Genomic DNA, 26,617 nt, shown 5'->3' on the forward strand with positions numbered 1-26,617 from the left:
GGTCGCTGTCACCGGATGCACCCCATCGTCAGCCGGCCGATTCGATGTTCCGCACCATCGCGCGGAAAACGCGGAGAGCCGCCTCGAGATCGTCCTCGCTGATGCCTTTCAGGACATCGCCGCGGAATTCCTGAACGAGAATGTCCACATGGGCGGCCTGTTCCTGTCCGGCTTCCGTGAGGGCGATCTGCTTGGCGCGCCGGTCGCCATCCACCGGGCGGCGCTCGATCAGGGCCTGTTTCTCGAGACTGTCGAGAAGGGGCACCAGGGTCGGCCCCTCGATCTCGAGCAGGTCCGCAAGCTCCGTCTGGGTCATGCAGCCGTTCCGGCCCAGGAACATCAGGGCGCGTGCGCGCGCCAGGGTCAGGCCCTGCGCCCGGACCCTGGCGTCGAAGAGGGTGCGCATCTTCCGGCTGACCTTCCAGATCTCCTCGGAAAACGCCGCTTTGGCAGGAGTGGTCATGACCATCCTAGGCTGCATATTATTAGGGCACTAATTATATGGGTGCTCCATAATCCACACGCGGGCCGCGTGCAAGCCCGTTCCCCGACTCCCTCGGCAGGGGTGGGTTGCAGAGAACGCGGCTCCCGATCCGGGGGGCGGCGGCTTCTCGAGCCTCGGACGCGGCCCTCTGGGTCCGCACGATGCGCTAGAGCCTCGGACCCAAAAGTGGACGCCACTTTTGGGATTCATCCGAGGCTCCCGCTTCTTTGGAGAGCGCATCGTTCGAGCGGACCCGAAGGGCCGCGTCAGCGAATACCGGGCCCACTTTTCCGCACGATGCGCTTATGTGTTGTTCTCGACGGCCGAACATCCTAGCTTGCCGGCAGGTTCCCTCGTTCAAGGTCGAAGTCGAAGCATCTTGCCTGCTCCCTCCCGCCAATCCGCCTCCGTCGGCGCCGTGCGCCGTGCGTTCGCACCCTGGTCGAATCCCGATGCCAAGCCGCTCATCCGCTTCGACAATGTCACGAAGCGGTTCGGGGACGCGGTGGCGGTGGACCACCTTTCCCTGGACATCTTCGAAGGCGAGTTCTTCTGCCTGCTCGGCCCGTCCGGCTGCGGGAAGACGACGCTCATGCGCATGCTTGCGGGGTTCGAGACGCCCAGCGAGGGCGGCATGACCCTGGGCGGTCAGAATCTGGCAGGCGTGCCGCCCTATCGCCGTCCCGTGAACATGATGTTCCAGTCCTACGCGCTCTTCCCTCATATGAGCGTGGAGAAGAACATCGCCTTCGGCCTGAAGCAGGACGGCTTGCCGAAGGACCAGATCGCGGAGCGTGTCGGCGAGATGCTGCGTCTCGTCCAGCTCGAAAAGCTCGCAAGGCGCTACCCGAGCCAGCTCTCCGGCGGCCAGCGGCAGCGCGTGGCGCTGGCCAGGGCTCTGGCCAAGAAACCCAAGGTGCTGCTGCTCGACGAGCCGCTGGGCGCCCTCGACAAGAAGCTGCGCGAGGAGACCCAGTTCGAGCTGATGGACATTCAGCACGAGCTGCACATGACGTTCGTGGTGGTCACGCACGACCAGGAGGAGGCCATGACCATGGCCGACCGGATCGCCGTGATGGATCACGGCCGCATCGTGCAGGTGGCCACCCCGGGAGAGATCTACGAGCAGCCGAAGACCCGTTTCATCGCCGAGTTCGTGGGGGACGTGAACATCCTGGAGGGCCACGTGCAGGGCCGGGAGAACGGCCTCTGGCGTGTGAAGGCGTCATCGGCCGAGCACCCGCTCACCATCGACGATCCGGACGAGGTGCTGCATTCCGGGCAGGCGGTGGCCATCGCCGTGCGGCCCGAGAAGATGCTGATCCACCGCGATCCGCCGGAACCCGGCGCCGTCAATGTGCTCAGTGGCGAGGTGTGGGACATCGGCTATCTCGGCGACTGGACGGTCTACCGCGTGAAGCTCGCCACCGGCGAGATCCTGCGCGTCACCCGGGCCAATGCCTCCCGGTTCGTCGACAATCCCATCGATTGGGACGAGCAGGTCCATGTCACGTTCGCGCCCGATGCGGCGGTGATCCTGGCGGAATAGCCATGGTCGAACGATCCCTCCTGCGACGGGTGACCGCCGGCCTCGTGCCGGCCATTCCCTATCTGTGGCTCGGCGTGCTCTTCCTCGTGCCGTTCCTGATCGTCCTGAAGATCAGCCTGTCGGACCCGGCGGTGGCCCAGCCGCCCTACAAGCCGGTCTTCGAGTGGGGCGACATTGCCGGGTTCTTCGGCGCTCTCGATCTCGAGAATTTCGAGCTCCTGACCCAGGACGACCTCTATTTCCGCGCCACGCTCTCCTCCGTGCGGATCGCGGCTTTCTCGACCCTCCTGCTCCTGCTGGTGGGGTTCCCCATCGCGTACGGGATGGCCCGTGCGCCGGAGCGCGTCCGCTCGCTGCTGGTGGCGCTGGTCATCCTGCCGTTCTGGACCAGCTTTCTCATCCGCATCTATGCCTGGGTGGCGATTCTGAAGCCGGAGGGCCTGCTCACCCAGGCGCTGACGGGCCTGGGCCTGATCGCCCAGCCCCTGGACATCCTCAACACCGAGACGGCCGTCTATATCGGCATCGTCTATGCCTATCTGCCCTTCATGGTGCTGCCGCTCTACGCGACGCTCGAGAAGATGGACGATACGCTGCTCGAAGCGGCCCTCGATCTCGGCTCGCCGCCCTGGCGCTCGTTCTGGACGATCACCGTGCCGCTCGCCATGCCGGGCATCGTCGCCGGCTCGCTCCTGTGCTTCATCCCGGCGGTGGGCGAGTTCGTCATCCCGGACCTGCTCGGCGGCTCGGAAACGCTGATGATCGGCCGGCAGCTCTGGAGCGAGTTCTTCTCCAACCGGGACTGGCCGCTGGCTTCGGCCGTCGCCATCCTGCTGCTGATCATCCTGGTCGTGCCGATCGTGATCTACCGCGACGTCGAGGCGCGGCGCGTGGAGGGACGGCCATGAACCGGCGCCTGAGCCTCTTCAACGTCACGTCGCTCGTGATCGGGTTCGCGTTCCTGTACCTGCCGATCCTGCTGCTGGTGATCTATTCGTTCAACGCATCCCGGCTCGTCACGGTCTGGGGCGGCTTCTCGACCCATTGGTACGGGGCGCTGTTCCGGAACGAGGCTCTCTTGGAAGCGGCCTGGGTGACGTTGCGCATCGCGCTTCTCTCCGCGACGCTGGCGACGGTCCTCGGAACCCTCGCGGCGCTGGCATTGACCCGCTACGGGCGCTTCCCGGGGCGGACGCTCTTCACCGGCATGGTCTACGCGCCGATGGTCATGCCCGAGGTGATCACCGGCCTTTCGCTGCTCCTGTTCTTCGTGGCCGTCGACCTGGACCGCGGCTTCTGGACCATCACGCTCGCGCATACGACCCTCACCATGTGCTTCGTGACCGTGGTGGTGCAGTCGCGTCTCATGACATTCGACCGCTCGCTGGAAGAGGCGGCCATGGATCTCGGCGCTCCGCCCCTGCGCACGTTCTTCTCCGTGACGCTGCCGCTGATCGCGCCGTCCATCGTGGCGGGCTTCCTGCTGGCCTTCACCCTGTCCATGGACGATCTGGTGATCGCGAGCTTCAATGCCGGGCCCGGCGCCACGACCCTGCCGATCAAGATCTACAGTCAGGTGCGGCTGGGGCTCTCACCGGAGGTGAATGCCGCCTCGGCCATCCTGATCGGCATCGTGACGCTCGGCGTGATCGGCGCGACCCTGCTCAGCAAGCGCTCCGTCCTGCGGTCGCGCCGGACGGCTCACTGAGCCGTCGCCTGGGGGCGCGGCTCGTTGGCCGGAACGCGCTCGGAGGGAAAGAGCGGCTTGGCGGCGCCCGAGCGCTCGATGAGGGAACGGACCTGCGGCGAGACCGCGACATTGTCCCAGTCGCCGACGACGTTGAAGACGAGGGCCGGGGACTGGCCCGCCGGGGATCCGGCCGGCGAGACGTTCGCCGTCACGCTGAGCTGGCGGTCGACCAGAAGAACCTGGCCCTGAAGATCGGCCTGCACGGCAGGCCCCCGAAGGTGGGCCTCGGCGATCTCCCCGACACCGTCCTTCACCAGAATCTGGGCCTGGGCCCTGTCGAAGGCCGTGCGGCCGCCCTTCCAGTTGAGCGAGGCCAGAAGCGGCCGCTTCTCCACCCGGCGGAGGGCATCGTCCAGGGCGATCCCGACGATCTCTCCGTCGCTCACCTCGATGGAAGAGCGGCCCTGCGCCTCGCGGATCACGTCAGCCGGGTTCTTGCCCAGTCCTTCGAAGCTGAACTGCCCGGTCGCCTGGCCGGTGATCCAGCGAGGCTCTCCCATGGCGGTCAGGAAGGGCGCGATCTTCACGCCCGCGAAGGTGCCCTGGCTCTTGAACTCGACCTGGCCGTTCTGCTTCACCAGGGACAGGCGGCCTTTGAGGGTGCCGTCGTTGAAGCCGGCCCGGCCGATCGAGGCTTCGATGCGGCCGGATTGCACGAGCACGCTGGCCGCCATGTCCTCGAGGCTGAGCCGGCCGAGGCTTGCGCTCGCGGCCGAAAGACGCAGATCGAGGTCGGCCCCGGTGGCCCTGGCCAGATCGATGGTCTCCTCGCTCCAGGAACCGGAGGAGGTCCGGGCCTGCGAGAAGGGCGCGAACAGGTCCGACAGGTTGAGCGTGTCCGCCGCGAGGGTTCCGGTGATTACCGGGCGGTCCGTGTCGAAACGGACGCCCAGTGTTCCCTCCAGCTTGTCCTCGCCCATCGTCACAGAGACGGCCGGCCAGGACAGGCGCCGACGGTCCATGGAGAAGTCCCCGGCGATGGACACGGCGCGCACCAGGGAGCCGAAGGGCAGGTCGACGCCGCTCCAGCGCGTGAAGTCACGCACGGATTTGGCCTGAAGGGTGCTTTCCCCGGTGATCCGGGGCGTTTCCCCGAGCTGCGCCTCGCCCTCGGCGGCGATCCGCACGGACGGGGAGGCCAGGGTCAGGGCGAAAGGGCTGATCCGGTCCGACGCCAGAAGCTCCGGGAAGACGGACGCCTCCTCGAGGTGGATTTCCTCGTCGCGCCAGAGAGCCGAGCCCGCCATGGTGAGGGGCTCCGCCGCATCGGCCCATCGGATGACGAGGTTGAGCCGGTCCAGGTTGGCATCCTTCAGATCGGTCCAGCGCAAGGTGGATTTGCTGACGATGAGGCGGCGGGCATAGGTCTCGCTCGCACGATCCCTGAGCGCCTCCGCCCACTTGACCGACCGCAGGGCCTGAACCGACCCCGTGATGCGGGTCTCCGAAAGGTCGAAATCCGAAAGCTCGATCCGGCCCAGGAGCAGGGGCAGCAGGCGCAGCTCGCCTCTCAGGGTCCCGCCATCGGCCCTGAGGGCCTGGTTCGGAAACTCGAGCGTGACATTCTCGAACTTCACCCGCGGAATGGGCAGAACCGCGAAGGTGCTGCGCCCTTTCACCGTCAGGTCGAGGCCGTACCGGTCCTTCACATGCTGCGTCAGCTCCGCCGACAGGCCGCCCCCCGGCAGCGTCCAGGGAGAGGCCGCCGTTCCGAGAACGGCGAGCGAAATCAACGCAATGAGCAGGACAACGCGGCGGGACATGGGACGAATGTTGTAAACCTTGGGGCCTGCCTCGCAAGCGGGGACGTGGGGATGTCCTCAGGCAAGACCGAAATCGTGAATCGTTTCCATATATCCATAGGAAGGGATTGTCTAAATTGAGGCCAGGTTGCAGGGTGGCGGCCATTCGTGCCGGGGCGGAGCGGCCAAAACGTCGCAACCCGTTTCCGGTCGTTTCTTCCGGCGCGTCGCGCGGCAAGAGTGGACCCGGGCCGGCTGACGCGACCGTCGGGTCCGTCCCGAACGACACGCCGGCCAAGAATTGGAGCATCGGGTCGATCCCGAGGGTGCCTTCCACTTTTGGGGCCGATGCGCCGGTCAAGAGAGGGAGCCTCGGATGAATCCCAAAAGGGGTGTCCACTTTTCACGTCCGAGGCTCTGGCGAGCATGAACATGCCCATGGGGAGAAGTTTCGATGGATAAGGTGTACAGCGATGCGCAGGCAGCGCTGGCCGGAATGGTCAAGGACGGCATGACCATCATGGCCGGCGGCTTCGGCCTGTGCGGAATTCCGGAGGCCCTGATCGAGGCGATCCGTGATTCGGGGGCGAAGGGTCTGACCTTCATCTCCAACAATGCCGGCGTGGACGGGATCGGGCTGGGCCGCCTCCTGGAGACCCGCCAGATCCGCAAGATGATCTCGTCTTACGTCGGCGAGAACAAGCTGTTCGCCCAGCAATTCCTCTCGGGCGAGCTGGAGCTGGAATTCAACCCGCAGGGCACGCTGGCCGAGCGCATCCGCGCCGGCGGGGCGGGCATCCCGGCCTTCTACACCAAGACGGGCGTGGGCACGCTAATCGCCGAGGGCAAGGAGGTGCGCGAGTTCGACGGCGAGAAATACGTCATGGAGACGGGCCTGTTCGCCGACATCTCCATCGTGCACGCCTACAAGGGCGATACGGAAGGCAATCTCGTCTACCGGAAGACCGCCCGCAACTTCAACCCGATGATGGCGACCGCATCCCGGCTGACCATCGCCGAGGTCGAGAACCTGGTGCCGGCCGGCTCGATCGATCCAGACTGCATCCATACGCCGGGCATCTTCGTGAAGCGCATGGTCCATGTGCCGAACCCGGTCAAGCACATCGAGCAACGCACGACCCGCAAGCGCGCCGAGGCTGCGCCTGCCGGAGCAGGGGAGGAAGTCTGATGGCCTGGACCCGTGAGCAGATGGCCGAGCGCGCGGCCAAGGAGCTGCGCGACGGCTTTTACGTCAATCTCGGCATCGGCATCCCGACGCTGGTCTCCAATTTCATTCCCAAGGGCATGCGCGTCCAGCTCCAGTCGGAGAACGGCATGCTCGGCATGGGTCCGTTCCCGTATGAGGGCGAGGAGGACGCGGACCTGATCAATGCCGGCAAGCAGACGATCACCGAACTGCCGACCACCAGCTATTTCTCGAGCGCCGATTCCTTCGGCATGATCCGCGGCGGCCATATCGACCTGTCGATCCTGGGCGCCATGCAGGTGGCCGAGAACGGCGATCTCGCCAACTGGATGATCCCGGGCAAGATGGTCAAGGGCATGGGCGGCGCCATGGACCTGGTCGCCGGGGTGAAGCGCGTCGTCGTGGTGATGGAGCACGTGGCCAAGGCCAAGGACGGCTCCGAAGACCCCAAGCTCCTCAAGAGCTGCAACCTGCCGCTGACGGGAACCGGAGTGGTCGATCTGGTGATCACCGATCTCGGCGTGTTCTCCATCGACAAGAAGGGCGGAACCGGCATGACCCTGATCGAACTCGCCGACGGCGTGACCGTGGAGGAGATCAGGGCCAAGACCCAGGCCGAGTTCAAGGTCGCCCTCGGCGGCGGCCAGGCCAGCGCGGCCTGATCGTCACGCCGCCCGCAAGGACCGGGCGGAGGATCCTCGTCGGGCCCCGGGGCAGTCCGGGGGCCCGACGTCGCTCCGTGGAACCGAGGGTGACAGCGGCTCGTTGCCCACCATCGTCGCTCTCTCGCCCAAGCCCATGACACTCCTCGGACCGGCAGCCCTCCATCTCTGCATCGACATGCAGCGCCTCTTTTCAACCGAGGGGCCATGGCCGACGCCGTGGATGGAGCGTGTTCTGCCGACCGTCGTCCGGATTGCCGAGCGCGCGCCCGACCGTACGGTCTTCACCCGGTTCATCCCCCCGGTCCGGCCCGAGGACATGCCGGGCACCTGGCGCCGCTATTACGAGGAGTGGCGCCAGGTCACCCGCGAGCATCTCGATCCGCGGCTCCTGGAACTGATGCCGCCGCTGCAACGGCTCGCGCCGCCCGCCATCGTTCTGGACAAGCCGGTCTATTCGGCGTTCGCCGGCCATAGGCTGCGCGATCTCGTCACCGAGCGGGGCGTCGATACTCTCCTGATCACCGGATCCGAGACCGATATGTGCGTTCTGGCCACCGTGCTCGGCGCGGTCGATCTCGGGTTGCGCGTTCTCATCGTCGCGGACGGCGTCTGCAGTTCATCGGACGAGGGGCACGATTCCCTCCTGACCCTGTATTCCAAGCGCTACAGCTATCAGGTCGAGACCGTGAGCAGCGAGGTCGTGCTGAGTCAATGGCCTTCGTGAGGATGCCCGGCTTCAGGGCCTGTATTCGAGCTGCATCGCGACGAGATCGGCCGTGGACGTTCCATAGCGCGCCGCAATGCCCTGCAAGGCGTGGTCGAGAGCTTCCGCGGGCCGCTGGGTGCCGATGGCCGGCAGCAGGTGGTCCGCCGACCAGTTGGTCGCGACCTTGTCGGGGATGATGCGGATGTGGCTCCGGGTCTCGAGGGGATCCTCGCTCCTGGCGAATGCCACGGCCCTCGATCGGTAGGTCCTCGACCAGGCATCCGCCACGAGGGCGAGGGAAACTTCGTCCGCTCCCGGGCGCAGATCGATGCCCAGCTGCTCGCGGTTCCAGAAGGCCAGGCTGTTGCCGATGACCGTGAGGGCGAACGGGCGCGTGACGGCGAACGCCTCGCTTGCGTGGCGCGCGTCCCAGTGGGGGAGGCCGAGATCCCGCGCGACGGCCTCGGCCTTCGGCCGGCCCGCGATGGCCTCGATCAGGGTGAGCGCCATCGGCATCGAGGCGGTGATCCCCGTGGTCGTCATGACGCCTCGGTCGACCACGAACCTCCGGTCCGCGACGTAGCGCATGGCCGGATTCCTTTTGCGCAACTCGTCGATGAAGTACCAGTGAGTGGTCGCCTGCTTCCCGTCGAGCAATCCGGCGGCGCCGACGATCTTGGCGCCGGCGCAGACGCCGATCACGATGGCGCCCTTGGCGGCCTGGTCCCGGATCCATTCCAGCACGACCGGATCGTCGTCACGGCTCATGGCGGGAACGATGACGAAATCGGCCCCGTCCTTGTATCGCTTGTCGAACTCCGCGACGGTCATGTCCGGCATGACCTTGAACGCCGGGTAGAGCGTGACCGGTCCCGGCTTCGTCGCAAGCGCCACCACGCTGGCCACCTCGGCCCGCCGCAGGATGCCGTAAGGCATGAGATAGTCGGTGGTCTCGGTCGCATCGTTGAGGCCGATGACCGCGATGACCGGACGCCGGCGCTTGGGAGGTTTCAGGGCCTCCAGGACGGCATCGGCTTCCGCCTTCGGCACGGACGCTACGCCGTCGACCTGCGGGGCCGAGGGAAGGGAGAGGATCCAGACCGTGCCGATTGTCGCGAGGAGTGCGGCGACGCAAAGACAACTCCACAAGACAAGCCGCTTCTTCATGCCAGTCATGCTCCGGTGAGCCTGCCCTAACGTATCCTAGGCGGTGTTGCGGATAGGGTCTACGTCATCCCTTCGGGCCATGTCGCCTCTTCACAGGTCTCTCGGACGAGACCGGATTGACCGACGATCTGTTGCATCAGATTCGTGTTGCGGAGCCCTAAAGCATCGGACGTGAAAAGTGGACTTGCACTTTTGGGATCCATCCGATGCTTTCTTCTCGAATGAGAGCATCGGTCAGAACGGACCCAGCGGGCCGCGCCAGCGAAAACCGGATCCACTTTTCACTAGCGTGGCCCGCTGGGTCCGTCCGATGCTCTAAGAACCGGTTTCCGAACCGTCCGGGCCTTCCGCCGTTCTCGGGCGGGACTCGGCGCTGCGGACGAGCTGGATAACCGGAAGAAGACCGACGAGGACGATGACGAGCGCGGCGAGCGACCCGTCTTCGAAGCGGCCCCGCGAGGCATAGGTGTAGACGAGGGTCGACAGGGTTTCCGTGTTGAGAGGCCGCAGCAGGAGCGTCGCAGGCAGCTCCTTGATGCAGTCGACGAAGATCAGCAGGGCGGCGCTGGCCAGGGCCGGCCGCATGAGCGGAAGCTGGATCGTCCAGACCATCTCCCGTCGCGAAGCGCCGAGGGTGCGCGCCGCGTCCTCGAGACTCGGCGATACCCGGTCCAGGCCGGCCGAAAGCGAGCCGGTCGCGATCGACAGGAAGCGGATCACATAGGCGATGACGATGCCTCCGGCGGCCCCCATGAGCAGGAGGCCGATGCGCTCCCCGGTGAGACTGCGCCAGAGGGTCCCGATGAGATTGTCGATCCCGACGAGGGGCGTCATCAGCCCCAGGGCCAGAACCGTTCCGGGCACCGCATAGCCCAGCCCCCCGATGAACAGGGCGCCCCTGGTGAGAGGGGTTCTGGACAGGCGCGCGGCCGAGACCAGCACGACGGCGAGGAAGAGCACGACGCCGGTCGCAACGACGGAGAGACCGATCGTGGTCAGGAAATGGGCGAGGAACTCGGAATCGAACTGGTCGAAGAGGCTGCCGCGGAAGGTCTCACGCAGCAGGAACGCCGTCGGCAGGACGAAGCCCAGCACGACCGGCACGGTGCAGAGCGCCGTCGCCACGAAGCGGCGCGCGCCGCGAAGCGGAACCGGATGCACGTTGCGGTGCCGCTTGGGCGAAGCCGCATAGCGTCGGTCCCGCCGGCCGTAGCGCTCGATCAGGATCAGTCCCATCACGAAGGCGAGCATCACGCAGGCGATCTGCGCCGCGCCGGGCAGGCTGCCGCGGTTGAGCCAGGTGGTGTAGACCGATACGGTGAGCGTGCGCACCCCCAGATACTCGCTGGCCCCGATGTCGTTCAAGGCCTCGAGGAGCGCGAGCGACACCCCGACCGCGAGGGCGGGGCGGGCCAGCGGAAGCGCGATGATCCGGAAGAGCTTGATGCGGCTGGCGCCGAGGGTGCGGGCCACCTCCAGCATGCTTGCGCTCTGCGTCAGGAACATCGCCCGGGCGGCGATGTAGATGTAGGGGTAGAGCACCGCGGACATCACGACGATGCAGCCCGGGAGGGAACGGATCTCCGGGAACCAGTAATCGGTCCTCGACTTCCAGCCCATGAGGTCGCGCAGGGCCATCTGCACGAGGCCGGCGGAGTCGAACACCTCGACGTAGATATACGCCGTGATGTAGGTCGGCACCGCGAGCGGCAGCGGCAGCAGCCAGACCAGGATGCCCCGGCCGGGAAACCGGTGCGCGGTGACGAGCCAGGCCGCGGTGATCCCCATCGAACCGGCCACGATGCCGATTCCGGTCAGCAGGGCCAGGGTATCGATGGTGCTTGCCGGAAGAACGTTGGCGATGAGATGCGGCCAGATTTCCGCGTCGCCTTCGGCGGCGATGCCGATCAGGGCGGCGACCGGCAGGAGAACGAGCAATCCGATCGCCGCGACGGCGGCCGAGAGCCACCAGGGAAGGCTCTTCGCCTTTCGCCCGACCGAGCGGCCGAATGCAGTCTGGGTTTTCGCAATCACGGTCAAAGGGAATCGGCGCCCCCGCGGCCGGCGGCGCCTCTCGAAATGGCAAGGGAGCGGCTTGATCCGCCGCTCCTCGTCTTATTGGTCGAAGCCGACCTTGTCGACCAGCTCGCTGGCCTTCTTGCGCAGCTTCGCGATCTCGGCGATCGGGATGGTGTCGGCCTTGAGCTCCCCGAAGGACGCGATCGTCGGATGGATCTTGATGCCGGCCTTGATCGGATATTCCGAGTTGGCTTCGGCGTGAATCTGCTGGGACGCATCCGAGACCATGTACTCCATGAACTTCACGGCGTTGGCCTTGTTGGGGGCGTATTTCGTCAGGGCGAGGCCCGAGACGTTCACATGGGTTCCCCCGTCCTCGAAGGTCGGCAGGATCACGTTGATGGCCTCACCCCACTTCTTCTGCTCGGCATCGCTGCCGTTGAGCATGAGGGAGACGTAGTAGGTGTTGCCGACCGCGATGTCGCAGACGCCGGCCAGGATGTCCTTGGCCTGCTCGCGGTCGCCGCCCGAGGGCTTCCTGGCCAGGTTGGCCTTCACGCCCTTCAGCCACTCCTCGGCCTTCGCCTCGCCCTTGTGCGCGATCATGGCGGCGATCAGGCTGATGTTGTAGAGGTGCTGCCCCGAACGGATGCAGACCTTGCCCTTCCACTTGGGGTCGGCCAGCTCCTCGTAGGTGATCTTGTCCTGCTTCACGCGCTCCTTGGAGGCATAGACGACGCGGCCACGGAGGGCGATGCCGAACCAATGGCCTTCGGGATCGCGATAGGCGGCCGGGATGACCTTCTCGAGCGCTTCGGACTTCACCGGCTGCGTCACGCCATAATCCTTTGCGGCCGCCAGGCGGCCGATATCGACCGTGATGATCAGATCGGCCGGGCTGTTCTGGCCCTCGGTGCGGATCCGCTCCTCCAGACCGTTGGCGATGAAGATCGTGTTGACCTTGATCCCGGTCTCCTTGGTGAACTCGTCGAGCACAGGCTTGATCAGACCGGGTTCGCGGGTGGTGTAGATGTTCAGCACCTCCTGGGCGAAGGCCGAAACACTCGTTCCCGCCAGGGCGCCGAGGGCCGCCGCACCCAGGAGCAGTCCGCGTCCAAACGAAAGGTTCACCATTCCTGAAGTCCTCCAGCAAGCATCACGGGCGAGCCGTCTCGCCCAGTTCCGTTGACGCTGGAGGAACCATGATCGCGCTATCGCGTCAATCGAAAATCAAGTGATTTCAATACCTTATAAGCTTTCTAAACTGCCTTCAATTTATAAGCTTTCTAAGCTGACGCGGCTTTCTGCACCGGCTCGATATCCGGCAGCGCGGCGCGGAGGCGGGCAATTTCCTCCTCCATCTTCTCCATGTTCGCGAACAGGCGCTCGCTGGTGAGACGGAGGAAGTAGAAGCCGAATTCCGGGTTCTGGAAATAGAGCTGGCGGACCTCGTCATAGGAGATGCTCAGCACCTCTCCGGCTTCCAGGCACTCGAGGGTCTGCGTGCGGGTGTTGCTCGGAGACATGAAGCCCATCTCGCCGACCACCTGACCCTGAAGGAGTTCGATGTCGATCTCCTTCAGGCGGTAGCGGCCCGAGATCGTGAAGAACATGCAGTTGGCGACGTCGCCCTTGGCGAAGAGGACTTCGCCGGTCTGTGTCCTGCGGCGGGTCATGAAGGGCTTGAGCCATTCCATGGACAGGTCGCTCTTCGAGGCGTGCTTCACGCGCTTGATCAGGCCGAGCATCTGGTAAAGCCGGGTGCCGTTGAGCGGCAGCAGGATGAGATTGACGACGAGGCTGGGATAGTTGCCCGTGAACGAGGAGAAGATCAGGGAGCAGATATTCGCTCCAATCCCGATGCAGCGCAGCGGGATGATGGTCTTCATCGCGCTGCCCGTGACGGCCAGGACTGCCCCGAACCACCCGATGGCCTCGTACCACGTCATCATGTCTTCCCCGCATTTTGATCTATCGTTACGGCATATAGCACCAACCTAGGAATCCGCGCCAGCTGCGCATTGGCGCAGGGCACCAGACTCTTCGGGAGAGGGTTCCGGGCCGTTAACGATCTCCGCAGCCCGGGCGCCCGTGCCGCGGTTCAGGGCGGCCCGACGTTACGGCCTGGCTTGCCCGGGAACGCTCAGGGTCCGTCGTTGGGCCGTCGCGCCGGATTGCGGTGCGGCGGAGGAGCGCCGTGGCGCTTCCGGCGAGAGGGAAGGCGGCGGAGGAACGGGATCGCGCGGCAAGACGCCGACGGGAGCCGTGGAGGCGACGCAGCCGCTCAGGGCGAGTCCAGCAAGCAAAGCAGCGGGAAACGTTACGGAAAGACGCATGATGTTACTCCACGGGAATCGATCCAGAAGCTAGACCATTAGATGTGGAAGTCGAGTCTGCTGTCGACAGCCAGGCGTTCGACCTGAACATCGCTCGCACCATGAGCCCGTCCGATCCACCACCACGTCATCACCGGGCTCGTCCCGGTGATCTCGATTGTCTGAAGCGCGGCGCTTCACCTTATCGGGATGGCCGGCACAAGGCCGGCCATGACGTGCGGAGGGTGTCATCGACCGCTCACACCAATCCTCCACGTCATCACCGGGCTTGTCCCGGTGATCCCGATACGGTGAAGCAGCGCGCTTTTCCGATCGGGATGGCCGGCGAGAGGAGGGTGATGACCGCCCGGCCATGACGTGCGGAGGGTGGCAGGAAGGGCGCAGGCCGGCCATCACGTAAGAGCGTTTCGATCCTGTCCGGGAGTGGCGCGGCCCTTCGGGTCACGAGCGTGGCCCGCTGGGTCCGCCTCTTCCGATGCGCCGGTCAAGAGACGGAGCCTCGGATGAATCCCAGAAGTGGTGTCCACTTTTCACGTCCGATGCTCTAGTTATTGGAAGAGAAGCACGAGAGGTTTTCCGAGGGGACTTCATGGAGGGTCGTTTCAGCGTGAGGGTTGCAGGAGCCTTGATCGTCGCCTTGATCGTCGCCTTGTTCGGTGCAGGGCCTGCCAGGGCCAAGTGTCAGGACGGCCCGGGCCCCGGGGTCGATTGGTCCGGATGCTCCAAGGCGCGGCTCATGCTCACAAACGAGGACCTCACCGGCATCAACTTCCGGCGCTCGCTCCTGACGTTGAGCGATTTCGCATCCTCAAAGATGGCCGGCGCGAACCTGAGCGAGACGGAGGTCAGCCGTGCCCGCTTCGAGGGCACCGATCTGTCCAAGGCGGATTTCACGAAGGCGCTCGGCTGGCGGGCCAATTTCGGGCAGGCCAACCTGACCGGCGCCATCTTCAGCGCGGCGGACATGAACCGGTCGAACTTCGCGCAGGTCAAAGGGACCGGGGCGAATTTCAGCAAGGCTGAACTGAACCGGTCCGACTTCAGCGGTGCCGACCTCGCGGGCGCCAACCTGTCGAAGGCCGAGCTCGCGCGAGTGCTGTTTCAGAGCGCGCGCGTGACCGGGGTCGATTTCAGCTATTCCAATCTTTCCCGTGCCCGGCTCGACGGCCTGGATCTGCAGGGCGTGAACCTCACGGGCTCCTATCTGTACCTGACCCAGCTCGGCGGCGCGAACCTCAGCGGCGTGACCGGCCTGATCCAGGCGCAGATCGACATCGCCTGCGGAACCGCGCAGACCAAGCTCCCCGCCGGTCTCACGGCGCCGAAAACCTGGCCCTGCAAGGACGAGGAGGAGTGAGCGCGACGCTCCGTGCAACCAAGCCGCAGCGTGGCCGTTGAAAAGATGCACAGACGTTACCCGAGAGGTCTCCCATTTCCGTTTCTTCGAAGGAGTGAGTCCGGTTGACCACGCTCAAGGAATTCGAGGACGCCCTGCGCGAGCAGGGAATGCACATGGCTCTCGCCATCCTGGAGAAGCTTCGGGAGCGGGATCGGACCAAACGTTCGGTGGCTCCTGCCCGTCGGATCGCCGGCCGCAAGATGACTCCGGAACTCGCCCGGCGGATTCTGGAGCTCCATGGAACGACCGAGATGACGCAGCAGGAAATCGCCTTTCAGCTCGGCGTCAATCAGGGACGGGTCAACGAGGTCATCAAGAGGGGCAAGTGGCTCCATGACGATCCGGCTTCGCCCGAGGCCGTCGCACGGGACAAGGCCAAGGCCCGCATGGCCGTCGACGCCGCCGGCAAGCGCCCGGAGCGCCGGGTGATCAAACCCGTCTCGGCCTCCGACAAGAAGGCATCGAAGACGAAGCCGGGCCATCAGGCGCAATTGCTGCTGGGTGATCTTTAGGACGCTCGAGCGTCGGATGGGAAAAGTGGGTCCGATGCCTTGGCGCAGAAAAAACCCCGCCCAGGGGGCAGGGTTGAGTGATCTCCTCGCCTTCGGTTGTCAAGCCGAAAACGCGATTATTAGGGCACGTCTCAAAAGTAATGTCAAACGACTTTAAAGGTCTTGTTAAGATACTTGTTTTCTGAGCTATTGGACAAAATTCTTTATATCGAAAGTAGTACTCCTTCTGCGACCATTGAATATTGATCGAACCTGTAGGTGTTGCGCCTTTGCCATAGCTTTCCCAAGCGGAACAGGCGTAAGTTTTCACCGTGAGTCCTCACACCAAGGGGTTACGGTTATGAGAAAGTGCGTACTTAGCCTCCTAGCAGGGGTTGCAGGCGTGACGCTTGCTGCAGCCGCTGCCTCTGCCGCCGACCTGCCCAGTCAAGCACCGCCCCCGGCTCCGATCCTGGCGGCGCCGATTTTCACCTGGACGGGTTTCTACGCCGGTGTGAACGCCGGCTGGGGCTGGCGCGACAGCAATCGGGAAACCGTCATTCTCGGCGGGGCCGTCCCCGGTACGCTGTTCTTCCCCAACAACGACGACGGTGGATTCACCGGCGGTGGCCAGATCGGCTACAACTACCAGATCGGCTCCTTCGTGATCGGTGTCGAGACCGACATCCAGTGGGCGGATACCGATCAGAGTGAAACAGTCGCGTTCATTCCGGCGGGGCTGCCGGGCACCTTCGTGCCGGGCACCTTCGACAACAACCTGTCGGATTGGTTCGGCACCGTTCGTGCCCGCGCGGGTGTCGCGTTCGACCGCGTGCTGATCTACGCCACCGGCGGTCTCGCCTATTCCGACGACAACACCGGCTGGGTGGCCGGCGGCGGCGTCGAGTGGGCGCTCCCCGTGAACTGGTTCGGCTCCTCGGCGGTCACCTTCGGCGTCGAAGGCCTCTGGATCGGCTTCGATGACGACGACGACAACCTCGGCCGCTTTGCCGGCACCTTCACGCCGGCGGGCGGAACCCCGGTCGATCTGTTCGTGCCGAACAACAACAACGACGACAACGACTTCTTCGTGGCTCGCGCCAAGCTGAACTTCAAGTTCGGCACCTACTGAGCCTCCGCGGTCAAAGACGAAAGGCCCGGGAACCTCCCGGGCCTTTTTTGCGCCCTGCTCGCGACGTCGGATCGGGCTCGTCGGCCTGGAGTTGCTTCCACGCGAGTGAAACAACCCCAGCTCGATCCGGCTGCCAAGGACGCCGAGGGAACAAGTGCTCACGCCCGCACCTCACCCTCACTCCCACCCTCCACGTCATGGCCGGGCTTGTCCCGGCCATCCCGACCCGAAAAGCGCTGCGCCTCACCGGATCGGGATCACCGGCACGAAGCCGGTGATGACGTGGTGTGCATGTGGTCCGGCACTGCCACCCTCCACACGTCATGGCCGGCCTTGTGCCGGCCATCCCGATTGTGTTGAGCGCGGCGCCGTACGGAAGCGGGATCACCGGCACGAGACCGGTGATGACGTGGAGGGTGTATGAGCCGGCGGTGACCTGGGGCGAACGCCCTGTCCGCACGATGCTCACAAAGAAAGAAATAGGCCGCGACCCTGTCCTTGACGGATCTGCGGTCGCGGCCCCGGCCCGTGTTTGCCCCCACGGGAAGCTCAGCCCTAAAGCCCTCGATCGTGACCTCAATGAGGCCGGGCCCGAGCTGTCGATTCTCGAAAAAATTTTGGAACCAACGGCGGCGAAGGGCGTTTATTGGCATCGCCGGTCATTTTTGCCCCTACGGCCGGACACCTTGAGAGCACCCCAGCGGGTGCTCTTTCTTTTTGTGTTTCCTCGCTTTTTCCGATCGAATCAGATGCAAGCTAGAGCTTATGGACCGGGACTCGGGCGTTCAAGACATCTTGGCTCTCGGCGTTTTGCATCCTCGCAAAATGCGATTGCTTATCTGAAAGGTGCCGCTCATTCGTAGCGACGCTCGTCCGCGATGATCTTGCCGTCGTTCGGGAGATCGCCGGGCGCCGCCAAGGTGACGGAGCCCTTGAGCTTTGCGATGGCCTGAAGCGTAGCGCCGACCGCGGCCGAGAGAGCCTCGCTCGGCGCGGCGGTTTCGGCCATGAGCGTCATCATGTCCGTCTCGCCGTCCCGGGTGACGACGAGGCGCAGACGCCCCAGCTCGGGATGGCGCCGGCCGATCTCGGCGACCTGCTCGGGCCGAACGAACATCCCTTTGATTTTCGTGGCCTGGTCGGCCCGTCCCATCCAGCCTCTGATGCGCATGTTGGTGCGCCCGCAGGGGCTGAGACCGGCCATGGCAGCGGTCAGGTCGCCGAGAGCCAGGCGGATGACCGGCCGGTGGGCGTCCAGGGTCGTGACGACGATTTCACCCACGTCACCTGGAGGCACCGGGTCTCCCGTGCCTGGCCGCACGATCTCCACGATGATGTCTTCGTTGACCACGAGACCCTCGCGGGCCGGGGTTTCGTACGCGATGAAGCCGAGATCCGCCGTGGCATAGGCCTGATAGGCCTCGATCCCCTTCGCCGAGAACTCGTCCTGGAGGGATTTCGGAAAGGCCGCTCCCGAAACGAGGGCGCGCCTGATCGATGAAACGTCCCGGTTCGAGGCCGCCGCGCCGTCGAGCAGCACCTTCAGGAAGTCCGGGGTTCCGCAATAGGCGACGGGACGATAGGCCTCGATCAGCTCGAATTGCTGCTCGGTGTTGCCGGGGCCTGCCGGGATCACCGCGCAGCCGAGCGCCCGCGCGCCCGAGTCCATGATGAAGCCGCCGGGCGTCAGATGATAGCTGAAGGTGTTGAGCACCACGTCTCCGCGCCGGAAGCCGGCGGCGAAGAGCCCGCGGGCCGCTCGCCAAGGGTCCTCGGCCGCGGGCTCGGGCTCGAAGATCGGGCCGGGCGACGTGAACAGCCGCCCGAAGGAGCCGGACGGATCGGCCAAGAAGCCCCCGAAGGGCGGGGCGGCTTTCTGCCGTGCCGGCAGGCCGGACTTGCGCAGCACGGGAAGCCGGGCCAGCGCCTCGCGGCTTCGGACGCCGTGCAGGTCGATCCCGGCGAGATGCTCCGCATAGGCGGGGGCCGCGGCGGCTCGTTTCAGGATCGCCGGCAATCGCGCGAAGAGCGCCTCTTCGCGCTCGGCGGGATCGCGGGTCTCGGAGGTGTCGAAGGAATCGGACAAGGCGATGTTCCCGGGTTTGCAATCCATCACGCCAGCCAGCGCTTGCGGCGCTTGTAGCTTTTCACGGCCCGGAAGGACTTTCGGTCACCTTCCGAGACCCCGAGATAGAACTCCTTCACGTCCTCGTTCTCGCGCAGCATCGGCGCGGGCCCGTCCATCACGACCCGGCCCGTTTCGAGGATGTAGCCGTAAGTGGCGTATTTGAGCGCCATGTTGGTGTTCTGCTCGGCGAGCAGGAAGGAGACGCCTTCCGTGGCATTGAGCTTGCGCACGATCTCGAAGATCTCTTCCACGATCTGCGGCGCCAGCCCCATGGACGGTTCGTCGAGCAGGATCATGGACGGCCGCGACATCATCGCGCGTCCGATGGCGCACATCTGCTGCTCTCCGCCGGAGGTATAGCCCGCCATCGACGTCCGCCGCTGCTTCAGCCGTGGGAAATACGCGTAGATCGCTTCGAGATCGTGCTTGATGGCGGCGTTGCCGTCCCGGCGCGTGAAGGCTCCGGTGAGCAGGTTCTCCTCGATCGTGAGATGGCCGAAGCAGTGCCGTCCTTCGAGAACCTGGATGCAGCCCCGCCGCACAAGCTCGTTGGGGGACAGCCGATCGACCCGCTCGCCGTTGAACTCGATCGACCCTTTCGTCACCTCGCCGCGCTCGGCGTGGAGCAGGTTGGAGATCGCCTTCAGGGTCGTGGTCTTGCCGGCGCCGTTCGCTCCGAGCAGGGCCACGATGCCGCCTTTGGGCACATGAAGCGACACGCCCTTGAGCACGAGGATCACGTGGTCGTAGACGACCTCGATATTGTTGACGGTCAGGACCGTCTCGGCGCGTTGCGGCTCGTTCCGCTCGGGATTCTGGACGGCGCTTGTCATGGGCACTTCTCTCGAAAATCCTCTCCCGGGGAAAATCCTCTCCTCTGGCCGGAGAGGCGGCGTGGAGGGCGGAAGCGCCTTCCCACGTCATGGCCGGGCCGGTCCCGGCCGATCCGGTTGTCTGAAGCCTGCCGCTTCCCGGATCGGGATCACCGGCCCGAGGCCGGTGATGACGTGTGAGGCCGTTTCCGCCCCTGCGACCGGATCGGCCGGGTCAGCTCGCCTTGTCGCAAGCCTCGGTGCGCTTGGGCCAGCCGGCGTTCTTCTCGGCATAGTCCTTGGCGGCCGCGTCGAGCTGGCCCTTCACGCGATCCGTCATCGGCTCGATGGGGTTCGAGATCTTCACCCATTTCGTGCCGTCCCATTCCTGCATGAAGGCGGCGCGATGACCGTTGTGGTCGTTGCAGGACAGGACGAGTTGATCGGTGAAGCCCTCGAGGCCCAGTTCCTTCAGCCGGGCCGCATCGAGCTTGATGTTCTCCATGCCGCGGCGCACGTCCTCGCCGGTCACCACCTTCTTGCCGGTGAGTTTCTGGGCCTGGGCGATGCCCTCGGCGATCAGGAGCGAGTTGTAGATCCCGCGATTGTAGAGAACCTCGCCGACCTTGTCCTTGGAGGCCTTCGACAGACCCTTGTCGATCACGTGCTTCTGGATGTCCTGAATGGCAGGGAAGTTCGCTCCGACAGCGTGCCAGTTCAGTTCCTTGAAGCCCTTGGCGCCCGCGCCGCCGCTGCGCGCATCGTCCTCGCTCGGCCACCACACGGCGTAGAACTTGTCCATGGGATAGCCGGAGCGCACGGCCTCCTTCACGGCGGCCCCGTTCATGGAGCCCCAGCCCCACATGATCATATAGTCCGGCCGGTCCCGGCGGGCGCTGAGCCATTGCGAGGACTGGTTCTGCATGTCCTGGGCGGCGACCGGATAGAGCGCCACCTCGAACCCGATATCCTTCGCGAGCTCCTGCAGGAGCGGGATGGGCTCCTTGCCGAAGGCGGCATCGAGATGGATGAAGCCGATCTTCTTGCCCTTCAGCTTGTCGAGGCCGCCTTCCTTCTCGCCGATGAACTTGATGATCATCGACAGCCCGTCCCAGTAGGTGGCCGGAGGGTTGAACACCCAGGGGAAGATGTCGCCGCGGGCCGAGGCCGACAGCCCGTACGCCATGGACAGGATCGGAATCTTGTCCACCGAGGCGCGCGGGATCAGCGGCAGGGTGATGCCGGTCGACCACGGATTGACCACGACCGGGTTCTTGCCCTTCACGGCTTCATAGCATTCGACCCCCTTCTTGGTGTCGTAGCCGGTCTCGCATTCCTCCAGGACGAGCTTCACGCCGCCGATGCCGCCGTCGCGCTGGTTCAGCATCTCCAGGTAATCGTGCATGCCGTCGGCGATGAAGGTGCCGGAGCCCGCGAACGGGCCCGTGCGGTAGGTGAACAGGGGGACATAGATCGAATCCTGCGCGAAGGCAGGCAGGGCGGCGCCGGCGAGCATCGTCGCGGCGGCTAATCCTAGGCTCATTGCTCGAAACGACATGGTGGCGTTTCCTCCCGTTATATCGGCCGAAGAGCCGAATTCTTGCTTCGCGTCGTCGTCTCCCTTCGGGCCGTCCGTCAGTAGGGGAACGGCCAGACCAGGAGCTTCTGCTTGCCGATCTGCCAGAGCCGCGCGAGTCCGTGCGGTTCGACGATCAGGAAAAAGATGATGAGCGCGCCCACGATCATGAAGCGCAGATGCTCGATCACGTCGGCCCCCACCGAGAGGCCGAAGGGCGACAGCGCGGCCGGCAGCACGATGCCGAGCACGATCGGCAGGATGAAGATCAACGCCGCGCCGAAGAAGGACCCGATGAGGCTGCCCAATCCGCCGATGATCACCATGAACAGGATGAAGAACGACTGGTTGATGTTGAACACGTCGTATTCCGCGCCTCCATACCAGAGGAAGACGAGAAGCGCGCCCGCGACCCCGCAATAGTAGGAGGAGACCGCGAAGGCGAGGAGCTTGGTCTGGAGGGGCCTGATCCCCATGAGCTCGGCCGCCAGATCCATGTCGCGGATGGCGATCCACATGCGCCCGATCCGGCCGTGAACGAGGTTCGACGCGAGCCAGGTGAGCAGGATCACGATGGTGAGCACCAGAAGATAACGCGTCTGGGGCGTCGCGTTCGGCCCCATGATCGGAATGCCGAACAGGGTGCGCAGCGGCGCATCGAGCGCTCCGGACACGTTGTAGTTCACGAGCCACGGGATGCGGATGAAGCACCATTGCAGGAAGAACTGGGCGGCGAGCGTCGCGACCGCGAGGTAGAAACCCTTGATGCGCAGGGAGGGCAGGCCGAACAATGCGCCGACCGCGGCCGAGAAAAAGCCCGAGACGAAGATCCAGACGATCACGTTCACGCCGGGAAAAGCCGTCATCAGCTTGTAGCAGGCATAGGCGCCGACGCCCATGAAGGCGCCGGTGCCGAGCGACAGGAGGCCCGTATAGCCCGTGAGGATGTTGAGCCCGATCGCCGCGAGGGAGAAGACCAGGAAGGGAATCATCACGGCCTGGAGCAGGAAGCTGTTCCCGAGGAACGCCAGGGCATAGGCGGCCAGGACGATGAGGCCAAGCCCGATGCGGTCTTCCCGCAGGGGGAAGATCGCGCTGTCCGCCACGTAGTTGGTCTTGAACTGGCCGGCCTCGCGGTAGAGCACGGAAGCGCCTCCCTAAATCCGTTCGATGATCTTTTCGCCGAACAGGCCCTGCGGCCTGTAGAGCAGGAACAGGAGGGCGATGACATAGGCGAGCCAGGTCTCAACGCCGCCGCCGACGAGCGGCCCCCAGTAGAACTCGCCGAGCTTCTCGCCGACCCCGATGATGAGCCCGCCGATGATGGCCCCCGGGATCGACGTGAACCCGCCCAGGATGAGCACCGGAAGAGCCTTCAGGGCGATGATCTGGAGCGAGAACGACACGCCCGAGCGCGCCCCCCACATGATTCCCGCGACAAGAGCCACCAAGCCGGCCGCGAACCAGACGATCACCCAGATCTGGTTGAGCGAGATGCCCACGGAGAGCGCCGCCTTGTGGCTGTCGGCCACGGCCCGCAGGGCACGTCCGATGCGGGTCTTCGAGAAGAAAACGGCAAGCAGACCGATCATGATCGACGCGATGACGGCGGCCGCGATGTCGAGATGCTGGAGACGGATGGAGCCGCCGAGGGCATCGATCTCCGTCGTGCCCTGCGGCAGGAAGAGCTGCTCGGTGATCATCTCCCGCGGGTTGCCGCCGAAGATGAGTTCTCCGAACCCGATCAGGAAGTAGGTGAGCCCGAAGGTCGCCATGAACAGGATGATGTCGGGCTGGTTGACGAGGGGGCGGAGCACGACGCGCTCCACCACCATGGCGAGCACCAGCATGGCGACCGCCGCGAGGATCAGCGCCAGGAAGGCCGGCACCCCCTTCTCGTAGAGGCCGACCAGGATCAGCGCCGCGAACACGACCATGATCCCCTGAGCGAAGTTGAACACACCGGATGCCTTGAAGATGAGCACGAAGCCGAGCGCGATCAGCGCGTAGAGGACTCCCGACACCAGCCCTTCCCAGAGGGTCTGGATCAGGAGATCCGGAGCCTCGCCCATGAAGACGAAGGGTTCGATGAAGACCTTGTACAGCATGTCCATCGCCGGGGCCCTTCAGTGCGCCACGCCGAGATACGCGTCGATCACGCGCCGGTCGCTCTTGACCTCGGCCGGCGTGCCGTCGGCGATCTTGCGCCCGTATTCCAGCACCACGACCCGGTCGGAGAGATCCATCACCACGCCCATGTCGTGCTCGATCAACGCGATCGTGGTGCCGTATTGCTGGTTCACCTCCAGGATGAAGCGGGACATGTCCTCCTTCTCCTCGAGGTTCATGCCCGCCATGGGCTCGTCGAGCAGCAGCAGCTCCGGCTCCATGGCGAGGGCCCGCCCGAGCTCGACCCGCTTCTGAAGACCATAGGGCAGCCGCCCCACCGGAACCTTCCGGATGTGCTGGATCTCGAGGAAGTCGATGATCTCCTCGACGAAGCGGCGATGCTCGACCTCCTCCTTCATGGCCGGGCCATGGCGCAAGAGCTGCCAGAAGAAGCTCGCATGCATCTTGATGGAGCGGCCCGCCATGATGTTGTCCAGGGTCGACATGCTCTTGAAGAGAGCGACGTTCTGGAACGTGCGCGCGATGCCGCCGCGCGCCGCCACGTAGGGGCGCATCTTCGGGCGCTTCACGCCCTTGAAGGTGATGCGGCCCTCGGTGGGGTAATAGAAGCCGTTGATGCAGTTGAGCATCGAGGTCTTGCCCGCGCCGTTCGGCCCGATGATGGCGCGGATCTCGCTCTTGCGGATGTCGAAGGACACGTCCGTGAGGGCCTTGACGCCGCCGAACCCCAGGGACACGTTCTCGACCGCAAGCAGCACGTCGCCCTTCGCCTGCACGGGATGGTCCGGCGCTCTCATTCTGCGGCCTCCAGCACGGATCCCGGTTCCGCCGACGGATAGACGGGCATGTCCCTGATCCTGACCCGTGCGGAGATCACGCCCTTGCGGCCGTCTTCGAACGTGACCTCGGTCGAGATGTCGGCCTCCGGGGAGCCGTCGTAGAGCGCGTCGATCAGCGGAGCGTAACGCTCGGCGATGAACCCGCGACGCACCTTCTGGGTCCGGGTCAGCTCGCCGTCATCCGCGTCGAGCTCCTTGTGGAGGATGAGGAAGCGCTTGATCTGCGCGCCTCCCATGCGCGGTTCCGCGGCCAGCGAGCGATTGACCTCGTCCACGTGCTTCTCGATCATGTCGTAGACGAGCGGATGCCCGGCGAGCTCCTGATAGGAGGCATAGGTCACGCCGTTCCGCTCGGCCCAGTTGCTCACGGCCACGAGGTCGATGTTGATGAAGGCCGCCACATGGTCGCGCCCGTCGCCGAAGCAGACCGCCTCCTTGATGTTGGGATAGAACTTGAGCTTGTTCTCGACGTATTTCGGCGGGAAGAGCGCCCCGTCGCGCATCCGGCCCACATCCTTCGCCCGGTCGATGATCTTGAGGTGGCCGTTCGGGTCGAAGAAGCCGGCATCGCCGGAATGAACGAAGCCGTCCGGGGTCTTGGTCTCGGCGGTCTTCTGGTCGTCCTTGTAATAGCCCACGAACACGCCGGGCGAGCGGTAGAGGACCTCCCCGTTGTCGGCAATCCGGATCTCGACCTGCGGGGCGGGCCGCCCGACCGTGTCGGCGCGGATCTCGCCGTTCGGCTGCATGGTGATGTAGACGGATGCCTCGGTCTGTCCGTAGAGCTGCTTCAGGTTCACCCCGATGGAGCGGTAGAAGCGGAAGATCTCGGGCCCGATGGCCTCGCCGGCCGTATAGCCGACCTTGACCCGCGTCATGCCGTAGCGGTTGCGGAGGGGCGCGTAGACGAGCACGTTGCCGATGCTCCAGAGCAGGCGGTCCCAGGCGCCGACGCCGGGTTCCCGGTTCAGGATCTTCTCGCCGACCTTGTTGGCGTGGCTGATGAAGAAGTGGAACATGCGCCGCTTGAGGGCGCCGGCATCCTCGATGCGCACCATGGTGAGCGTCAGCATGCTCTCGAAGACGCGCGGCGGCGCGAACACGTAGGTGGCGCCGATTTCCCGCCTGTCCTCGGCGACGGTCTCGGGGCTTTCCGGGCAGTTGACGCAGAGCCCGGACAGGATCGCCTGCGCGTAGGAGAAGATGTGGTCGCCCACCCAGGCGATCGGCAGATAGGCGATGATCTCGTCGGTCTCGTCCAGCTTGTCGAAATCGCACCCGATCTCGGCGGCGGCGATCACCGCGTCCGATGTGAGCATCACCCCCTTGGGCCGCCCGGTGGTCCCGGAGGTATAGAGAATGATGGCGAGGTCGGACCCGCGTCCTTCCTGAAGGGCGCGGTCGATCGCGGCGGCTTCCTGGTCATCCGCGAGCCGCGCGCGACCTTCCTCCACCACGGACAGGATGGAGTGGAGGCGGCCGTGGTCGTAATCCCGCAGACCCTTCTGCTCGTCGTAGAGGACATGCTGGAGCTGCGGAATCTGGTCGGACACGGAGAGGATCTTGTCGACCTGCTCCTGGTCCTGCACGGCCGCATGGGTCACTTCCGCATGGCTGAGCACGTAAGCCATCTCGTCGGCCACGGAATCCGCATAGACCGGGATCGGGATCGCACCGAGCCATTGAGCGGCACAGATGCTCCAATAGAGATAGGGGCGGTTATACCCGATGATGGCGATCTTGCCGCCGCGCTTCAGGCCGAGGGATTGCAGGCCGCAGGCATAGGCCCGGACGATCTCGTGGACCTCACCCCAGGTCCAGGATTGCCAGATCCCGAGATCCTTGTGCCGAAACGCCGTGCGGGTCGGGCGCAGGCGGGCGTTGCGCGCCAGCAGTTTCGGGAATGTGTCCGCGCGCGCATCCGCAGCCGTCGTCAACGACGTCAACCTCCCTGGCAGCCGCGCGCTCTGACAACGCGTGGTATGGCTTCGCTTCCTCTGGCGCATGAGGACAGGCCTCGATGCGTCCGCCGATCGGTGCCGGCTTGCCCGTTCGGGCTTGGTTGGAGGGTATTCTGTCGTGCCGGTCAGGGGACGGCAAGGTGCCTGCCACCGCTACCATGGGCTAATACAACCTGACCGCCTCGGTGGCGTCAGGGCCGGTTCGGCACCTGCCCTGCCGCTACGGCACGGCCGTGAGAGCGGCGGGCTCGATGTCTTCGGCCTTCACGACGTGCTCGATGCCGACCGTATTCTTGACGCGGTAGAGAGGGGCATCGTCGTCCGGCACAAGGCAGACGATGCAGTAGATGCGGCGATCCGCATAGCCGGAGGACGGGCTCGTGATCCGGACGAGCTGTCCGATATGGAATGCCTCTTTCATCAGCGCCTCCACCACCCTGGGATGCGATGAACCAGCTTGCCGGAAGGCCGCGCCGCGAGGGACGATTCTTGTCCGACCGTCAAGCTCAGGTGTTCTCCCCGAC

At 65.1% G+C, this 26,617-nt stretch carries 23 protein-coding genes; 9 read left to right on the forward strand and 14 right to left on the reverse strand.

What is annotated here, in order from left to right:
• Window positions 1-28: 28 nt before the first annotated feature.
• A complete protein-coding gene (locus tag OCW50_RS11295; RefSeq protein ID WP_262270748.1) occupies window positions 29-463 on the reverse strand; it encodes a MarR family winged helix-turn-helix transcriptional regulator in 435 nt (144 codons plus the stop codon).
• 397 nt (window positions 464-860) lie between these two features.
• Between OCW50_RS11295 and OCW50_RS11300 the strand changes: the two genes are divergently transcribed.
• The 3 genes from OCW50_RS11300 to OCW50_RS11310 are packed head-to-tail and all read left to right on the forward strand — an operon-like array spanning window position 861 to window position 3,741.
• A complete protein-coding gene (locus tag OCW50_RS11300) occupies window positions 861-2,033 on the forward strand; it encodes an ABC transporter ATP-binding protein (protein WP_373371377.1) in 1,173 nt (390 codons plus the stop codon).
• A 2-nt stretch (window positions 2,034-2,035) separates the two neighbouring features.
• Complete coding sequence (locus tag OCW50_RS11305) at window positions 2,036-2,941, forward strand: ABC transporter permease subunit (RefSeq protein ID WP_262297574.1); 906 nt, start codon at window positions 2,036-2,038, stop codon at window positions 2,939-2,941.
• Window positions 2,938-3,741 carry an ABC transporter permease gene (locus tag OCW50_RS11310; RefSeq protein ID WP_262270745.1) on the forward strand — a complete coding sequence of 268 codons (804 nt, stop codon included), beginning with the start codon at window positions 2,938-2,940 and terminating at the stop codon, window positions 3,739-3,741. The genes OCW50_RS11305 and OCW50_RS11310 overlap by 4 nt, the downstream gene beginning before the upstream one ends.
• On the opposite strand, the gene OCW50_RS11315 is transcribed toward OCW50_RS11310, so the two are convergent.
• Window positions 3,735-5,546, reverse strand: a complete 1,812-nt coding sequence (locus OCW50_RS11315; RefSeq protein WP_262270744.1) for an AsmA family protein — start codon at window positions 5,544-5,546, stop codon at window positions 3,735-3,737. The two genes, OCW50_RS11310 and OCW50_RS11315, sit on opposite strands and share 7 nt — an antisense overlap.
• A 433-nt stretch (window positions 5,547-5,979) precedes the next feature.
• Here OCW50_RS11315 and OCW50_RS11320 point away from each other — a divergent pair, with 433 nt between their 5' ends.
• The 3 genes from OCW50_RS11320 (at window position 5,980) to OCW50_RS11330 (ending at window position 8,121) form a co-directional block, all read left to right on the forward strand.
• The gene (locus OCW50_RS11320; protein ID WP_262297575.1) at window positions 5,980-6,714 is read left to right on the forward strand and encodes a CoA transferase subunit A; all 735 of its coding nucleotides are present in this window, start codon (window positions 5,980-5,982) and stop codon (window positions 6,712-6,714) included.
• Complete coding sequence (locus tag OCW50_RS11325) at window positions 6,714-7,394, forward strand: 3-oxoacid CoA-transferase subunit B (RefSeq protein WP_262297576.1); 681 nt, start codon at window positions 6,714-6,716, stop codon at window positions 7,392-7,394. Before OCW50_RS11320 ends, OCW50_RS11325 begins: the two co-directional genes overlap by 1 nt.
• 136 nt (window positions 7,395-7,530) lie before the next feature.
• A complete protein-coding gene (locus tag OCW50_RS11330; protein WP_262297671.1) occupies window positions 7,531-8,121 on the forward strand; it encodes a cysteine hydrolase family protein in 591 nt (196 codons plus the stop codon).
• Between the two features lie 12 nt (window positions 8,122-8,133).
• Here the strand turns inward: OCW50_RS11330 and OCW50_RS11335 are convergent, their stop codons facing one another.
• The 4 genes from OCW50_RS11335 to OCW50_RS11350 all read right to left on the reverse strand — a co-directional run bounded on the left by OCW50_RS11335 (window position 8,134) and on the right by OCW50_RS11350 (window position 13,238).
• On the reverse strand, window positions 8,134-9,270 hold the full coding sequence (locus OCW50_RS11335) for a DJ-1/PfpI family protein (protein WP_262297577.1): 1,137 nt from the start codon (window positions 9,268-9,270) through the stop codon (window positions 8,134-8,136).
• 315 nt (window positions 9,271-9,585) lie between these two features.
• A complete protein-coding gene (locus OCW50_RS11340) occupies window positions 9,586-11,304 on the reverse strand; it encodes an ABC transporter permease (protein WP_262297578.1) in 1,719 nt (572 codons plus the stop codon).
• Window positions 11,305-11,385: 81 nt separating this feature from the next.
• Window positions 11,386-12,423 carry a Fe(3+) ABC transporter substrate-binding protein gene (locus OCW50_RS11345; protein WP_262297579.1) on the reverse strand — a complete coding sequence of 346 codons (1,038 nt, stop codon included), beginning with the start codon at window positions 12,421-12,423 and terminating at the stop codon, window positions 11,386-11,388.
• A 152-nt stretch (window positions 12,424-12,575) separates the two neighbouring features.
• Window positions 12,576-13,238, reverse strand: a complete 663-nt coding sequence (locus tag OCW50_RS11350; RefSeq protein WP_262268324.1) for a Crp/Fnr family transcriptional regulator — start codon at window positions 13,236-13,238, stop codon at window positions 12,576-12,578.
• Between the two features lie 1,123 nt (window positions 13,239-14,361).
• Here OCW50_RS11350 and OCW50_RS11355 point away from each other — a divergent pair.
• The 3 genes from OCW50_RS11355 to OCW50_RS11365 all read left to right on the forward strand — a co-directional run bounded on the left by OCW50_RS11355 (window position 14,362) and on the right by OCW50_RS11365 (window position 16,647).
• Window positions 14,362-14,982: a pentapeptide repeat-containing protein gene (locus tag OCW50_RS11355; RefSeq protein WP_262268323.1), complete on the forward strand. Its 621-nt coding sequence runs from the start codon at window positions 14,362-14,364 to the stop codon at window positions 14,980-14,982.
• A 104-nt stretch (window positions 14,983-15,086) separates the two neighbouring features.
• Window positions 15,087-15,536, forward strand: a complete 450-nt coding sequence (locus OCW50_RS11360; RefSeq protein WP_262297580.1) for a sigma factor-like helix-turn-helix DNA-binding protein — start codon at window positions 15,087-15,089, stop codon at window positions 15,534-15,536.
• A 382-nt stretch (window positions 15,537-15,918) separates the two neighbouring features.
• Entirely contained in the window at window positions 15,919-16,647 is a 729-nt protein-coding gene (locus tag OCW50_RS11365) for an outer membrane protein (RefSeq protein ID WP_262268321.1), read from the forward strand.
• An 853-nt stretch (window positions 16,648-17,500) separates the two neighbouring features.
• Here the strand turns inward: OCW50_RS11365 and OCW50_RS11370 are convergent.
• The 8 genes from OCW50_RS11370 to OCW50_RS11405 form a co-directional block, all read right to left on the reverse strand.
• Window positions 17,501-18,760 carry a phenylacetate--CoA ligase family protein gene (locus tag OCW50_RS11370; protein ID WP_373371373.1) on the reverse strand — a complete coding sequence of 420 codons (1,260 nt, stop codon included), beginning with the start codon at window positions 18,758-18,760 and terminating at the stop codon, window positions 17,501-17,503.
• Entirely contained in the window at window positions 18,760-19,608 is an 849-nt protein-coding gene (locus OCW50_RS11375; RefSeq protein WP_262268319.1) for an ABC transporter ATP-binding protein, read from the reverse strand. Before OCW50_RS11375 ends, OCW50_RS11370 begins: the two co-directional genes overlap by 1 nt.
• A 214-nt stretch (window positions 19,609-19,822) precedes the next feature.
• Window positions 19,823-21,145 (reverse strand): ABC transporter substrate-binding protein, encoded by a 1,323-nt coding sequence (locus tag OCW50_RS11380; RefSeq protein WP_262297582.1) that lies wholly within the window; start codon window positions 21,143-21,145, stop codon window positions 19,823-19,825.
• A 77-nt stretch (window positions 21,146-21,222) separates the two neighbouring features.
• Window positions 21,223-22,308 carry a branched-chain amino acid ABC transporter permease gene (locus OCW50_RS11385; RefSeq protein WP_262297583.1) on the reverse strand — a complete coding sequence of 362 codons (1,086 nt, stop codon included), beginning with the start codon at window positions 22,306-22,308 and terminating at the stop codon, window positions 21,223-21,225.
• A gap of 12 nt (window positions 22,309-22,320) precedes the next feature.
• Entirely contained in the window at window positions 22,321-23,271 is a 951-nt protein-coding gene (locus tag OCW50_RS11390) for a branched-chain amino acid ABC transporter permease (RefSeq protein WP_373371374.1), read from the reverse strand.
• An 18-nt stretch (window positions 23,272-23,289) separates the two neighbouring features.
• The gene (locus OCW50_RS11395) at window positions 23,290-24,090 is read right to left on the reverse strand and encodes an ABC transporter ATP-binding protein (protein WP_262297584.1); all 801 of its coding nucleotides are present in this window, start codon (window positions 24,088-24,090) and stop codon (window positions 23,290-23,292) included.
• Window positions 24,087-26,138, reverse strand: coding sequence for an AMP-dependent synthetase/ligase (locus OCW50_RS11400; protein ID WP_262297585.1), 2,052 nt, complete (start codon window positions 26,136-26,138; stop codon window positions 24,087-24,089). The genes OCW50_RS11395 and OCW50_RS11400 overlap by 4 nt, the downstream gene beginning before the upstream one ends.
• A 175-nt stretch (window positions 26,139-26,313) precedes the next feature.
• Complete coding sequence (locus OCW50_RS11405) at window positions 26,314-26,514, reverse strand: hypothetical protein (RefSeq protein ID WP_262268313.1); 201 nt, start codon at window positions 26,512-26,514, stop codon at window positions 26,314-26,316.
• Window positions 26,515-26,617: the final 103 nt, after the last annotated feature.

It is taken from the genome of Microvirga sesbaniae, from assembly GCF_025460805.1.
Lineage (GTDB): Bacteria > Pseudomonadota > Alphaproteobacteria > Rhizobiales > Beijerinckiaceae > Microvirga > Microvirga sesbaniae.

What these genes read in the sequence shown, in the direction of transcription:
- OCW50_RS11295 (WP_262270748.1), bottom strand. Translation starts at nt 463, where the DNA reads ATGACCACTCCTGCCAAAGCGGCGTTTTCCGAGGAGATCTGGAAGGTC.
- OCW50_RS11305 (WP_262297574.1), top strand. Translation starts at nt 2,036, where the DNA reads ATGGTCGAACGATCCCTCCTGCGACGGGTGACCGCCGGCCTCGTGCCG.
- OCW50_RS11310 (WP_262270745.1), top strand. Translation starts at nt 2,938, where the DNA reads ATGAACCGGCGCCTGAGCCTCTTCAACGTCACGTCGCTCGTGATCGGG.
- OCW50_RS11315 (WP_262270744.1), bottom strand. Translation starts at nt 5,546, where the DNA reads ATGTCCCGCCGCGTTGTCCTGCTCATTGCGTTGATTTCGCTCGCCGTT.
- OCW50_RS11320 (WP_262297575.1), top strand. Translation starts at nt 5,980, where the DNA reads ATGGATAAGGTGTACAGCGATGCGCAGGCAGCGCTGGCCGGAATGGTC.
- OCW50_RS11325 (WP_262297576.1), top strand. Translation starts at nt 6,714, where the DNA reads ATGGCCTGGACCCGTGAGCAGATGGCCGAGCGCGCGGCCAAGGAGCTG.
- OCW50_RS11330 (WP_262297671.1), top strand. Translation starts at nt 7,531, where the DNA reads ATGACACTCCTCGGACCGGCAGCCCTCCATCTCTGCATCGACATGCAG.
- OCW50_RS11335 (WP_262297577.1), bottom strand. Translation starts at nt 9,270, where the DNA reads ATGAAGAAGCGGCTTGTCTTGTGGAGTTGTCTTTGCGTCGCCGCACTC.
- OCW50_RS11345 (WP_262297579.1), bottom strand. Translation starts at nt 12,423, where the DNA reads ATGGTGAACCTTTCGTTTGGACGCGGACTGCTCCTGGGTGCGGCGGCC.
- OCW50_RS11350 (WP_262268324.1), bottom strand. Translation starts at nt 13,238, where the DNA reads ATGACGTGGTACGAGGCCATCGGGTGGTTCGGGGCAGTCCTGGCCGTC.
- OCW50_RS11355 (WP_262268323.1), top strand. Translation starts at nt 14,362, where the DNA reads ATGCTCACAAACGAGGACCTCACCGGCATCAACTTCCGGCGCTCGCTC.
- OCW50_RS11370 (WP_373371373.1), bottom strand. Translation starts at nt 18,760, where the DNA reads ATGGATTGCAAACCCGGGAACATCGCCTTGTCCGATTCCTTCGACACC.
- OCW50_RS11375 (WP_262268319.1), bottom strand. Translation starts at nt 19,608, where the DNA reads ATGACAAGCGCCGTCCAGAATCCCGAGCGGAACGAGCCGCAACGCGCC.
- OCW50_RS11380 (WP_262297582.1), bottom strand. Translation starts at nt 21,145, where the DNA reads ATGTCGTTTCGAGCAATGAGCCTAGGATTAGCCGCCGCGACGATGCTC.
- OCW50_RS11390 (WP_373371374.1), bottom strand. Translation starts at nt 23,271, where the DNA reads ATGCTGTACAAGGTCTTCATCGAACCCTTCGTCTTCATGGGCGAGGCT.
- OCW50_RS11395 (WP_262297584.1), bottom strand. Translation starts at nt 24,090, where the DNA reads ATGAGAGCGCCGGACCATCCCGTGCAGGCGAAGGGCGACGTGCTGCTT.
- OCW50_RS11400 (WP_262297585.1), bottom strand. Translation starts at nt 26,138, where the DNA reads ATGCGCCAGAGGAAGCGAAGCCATACCACGCGTTGTCAGAGCGCGCGG.
- OCW50_RS11405 (WP_262268313.1), bottom strand. Translation starts at nt 26,514, where the DNA reads ATGAAAGAGGCATTCCATATCGGACAGCTCGTCCGGATCACGAGCCCG.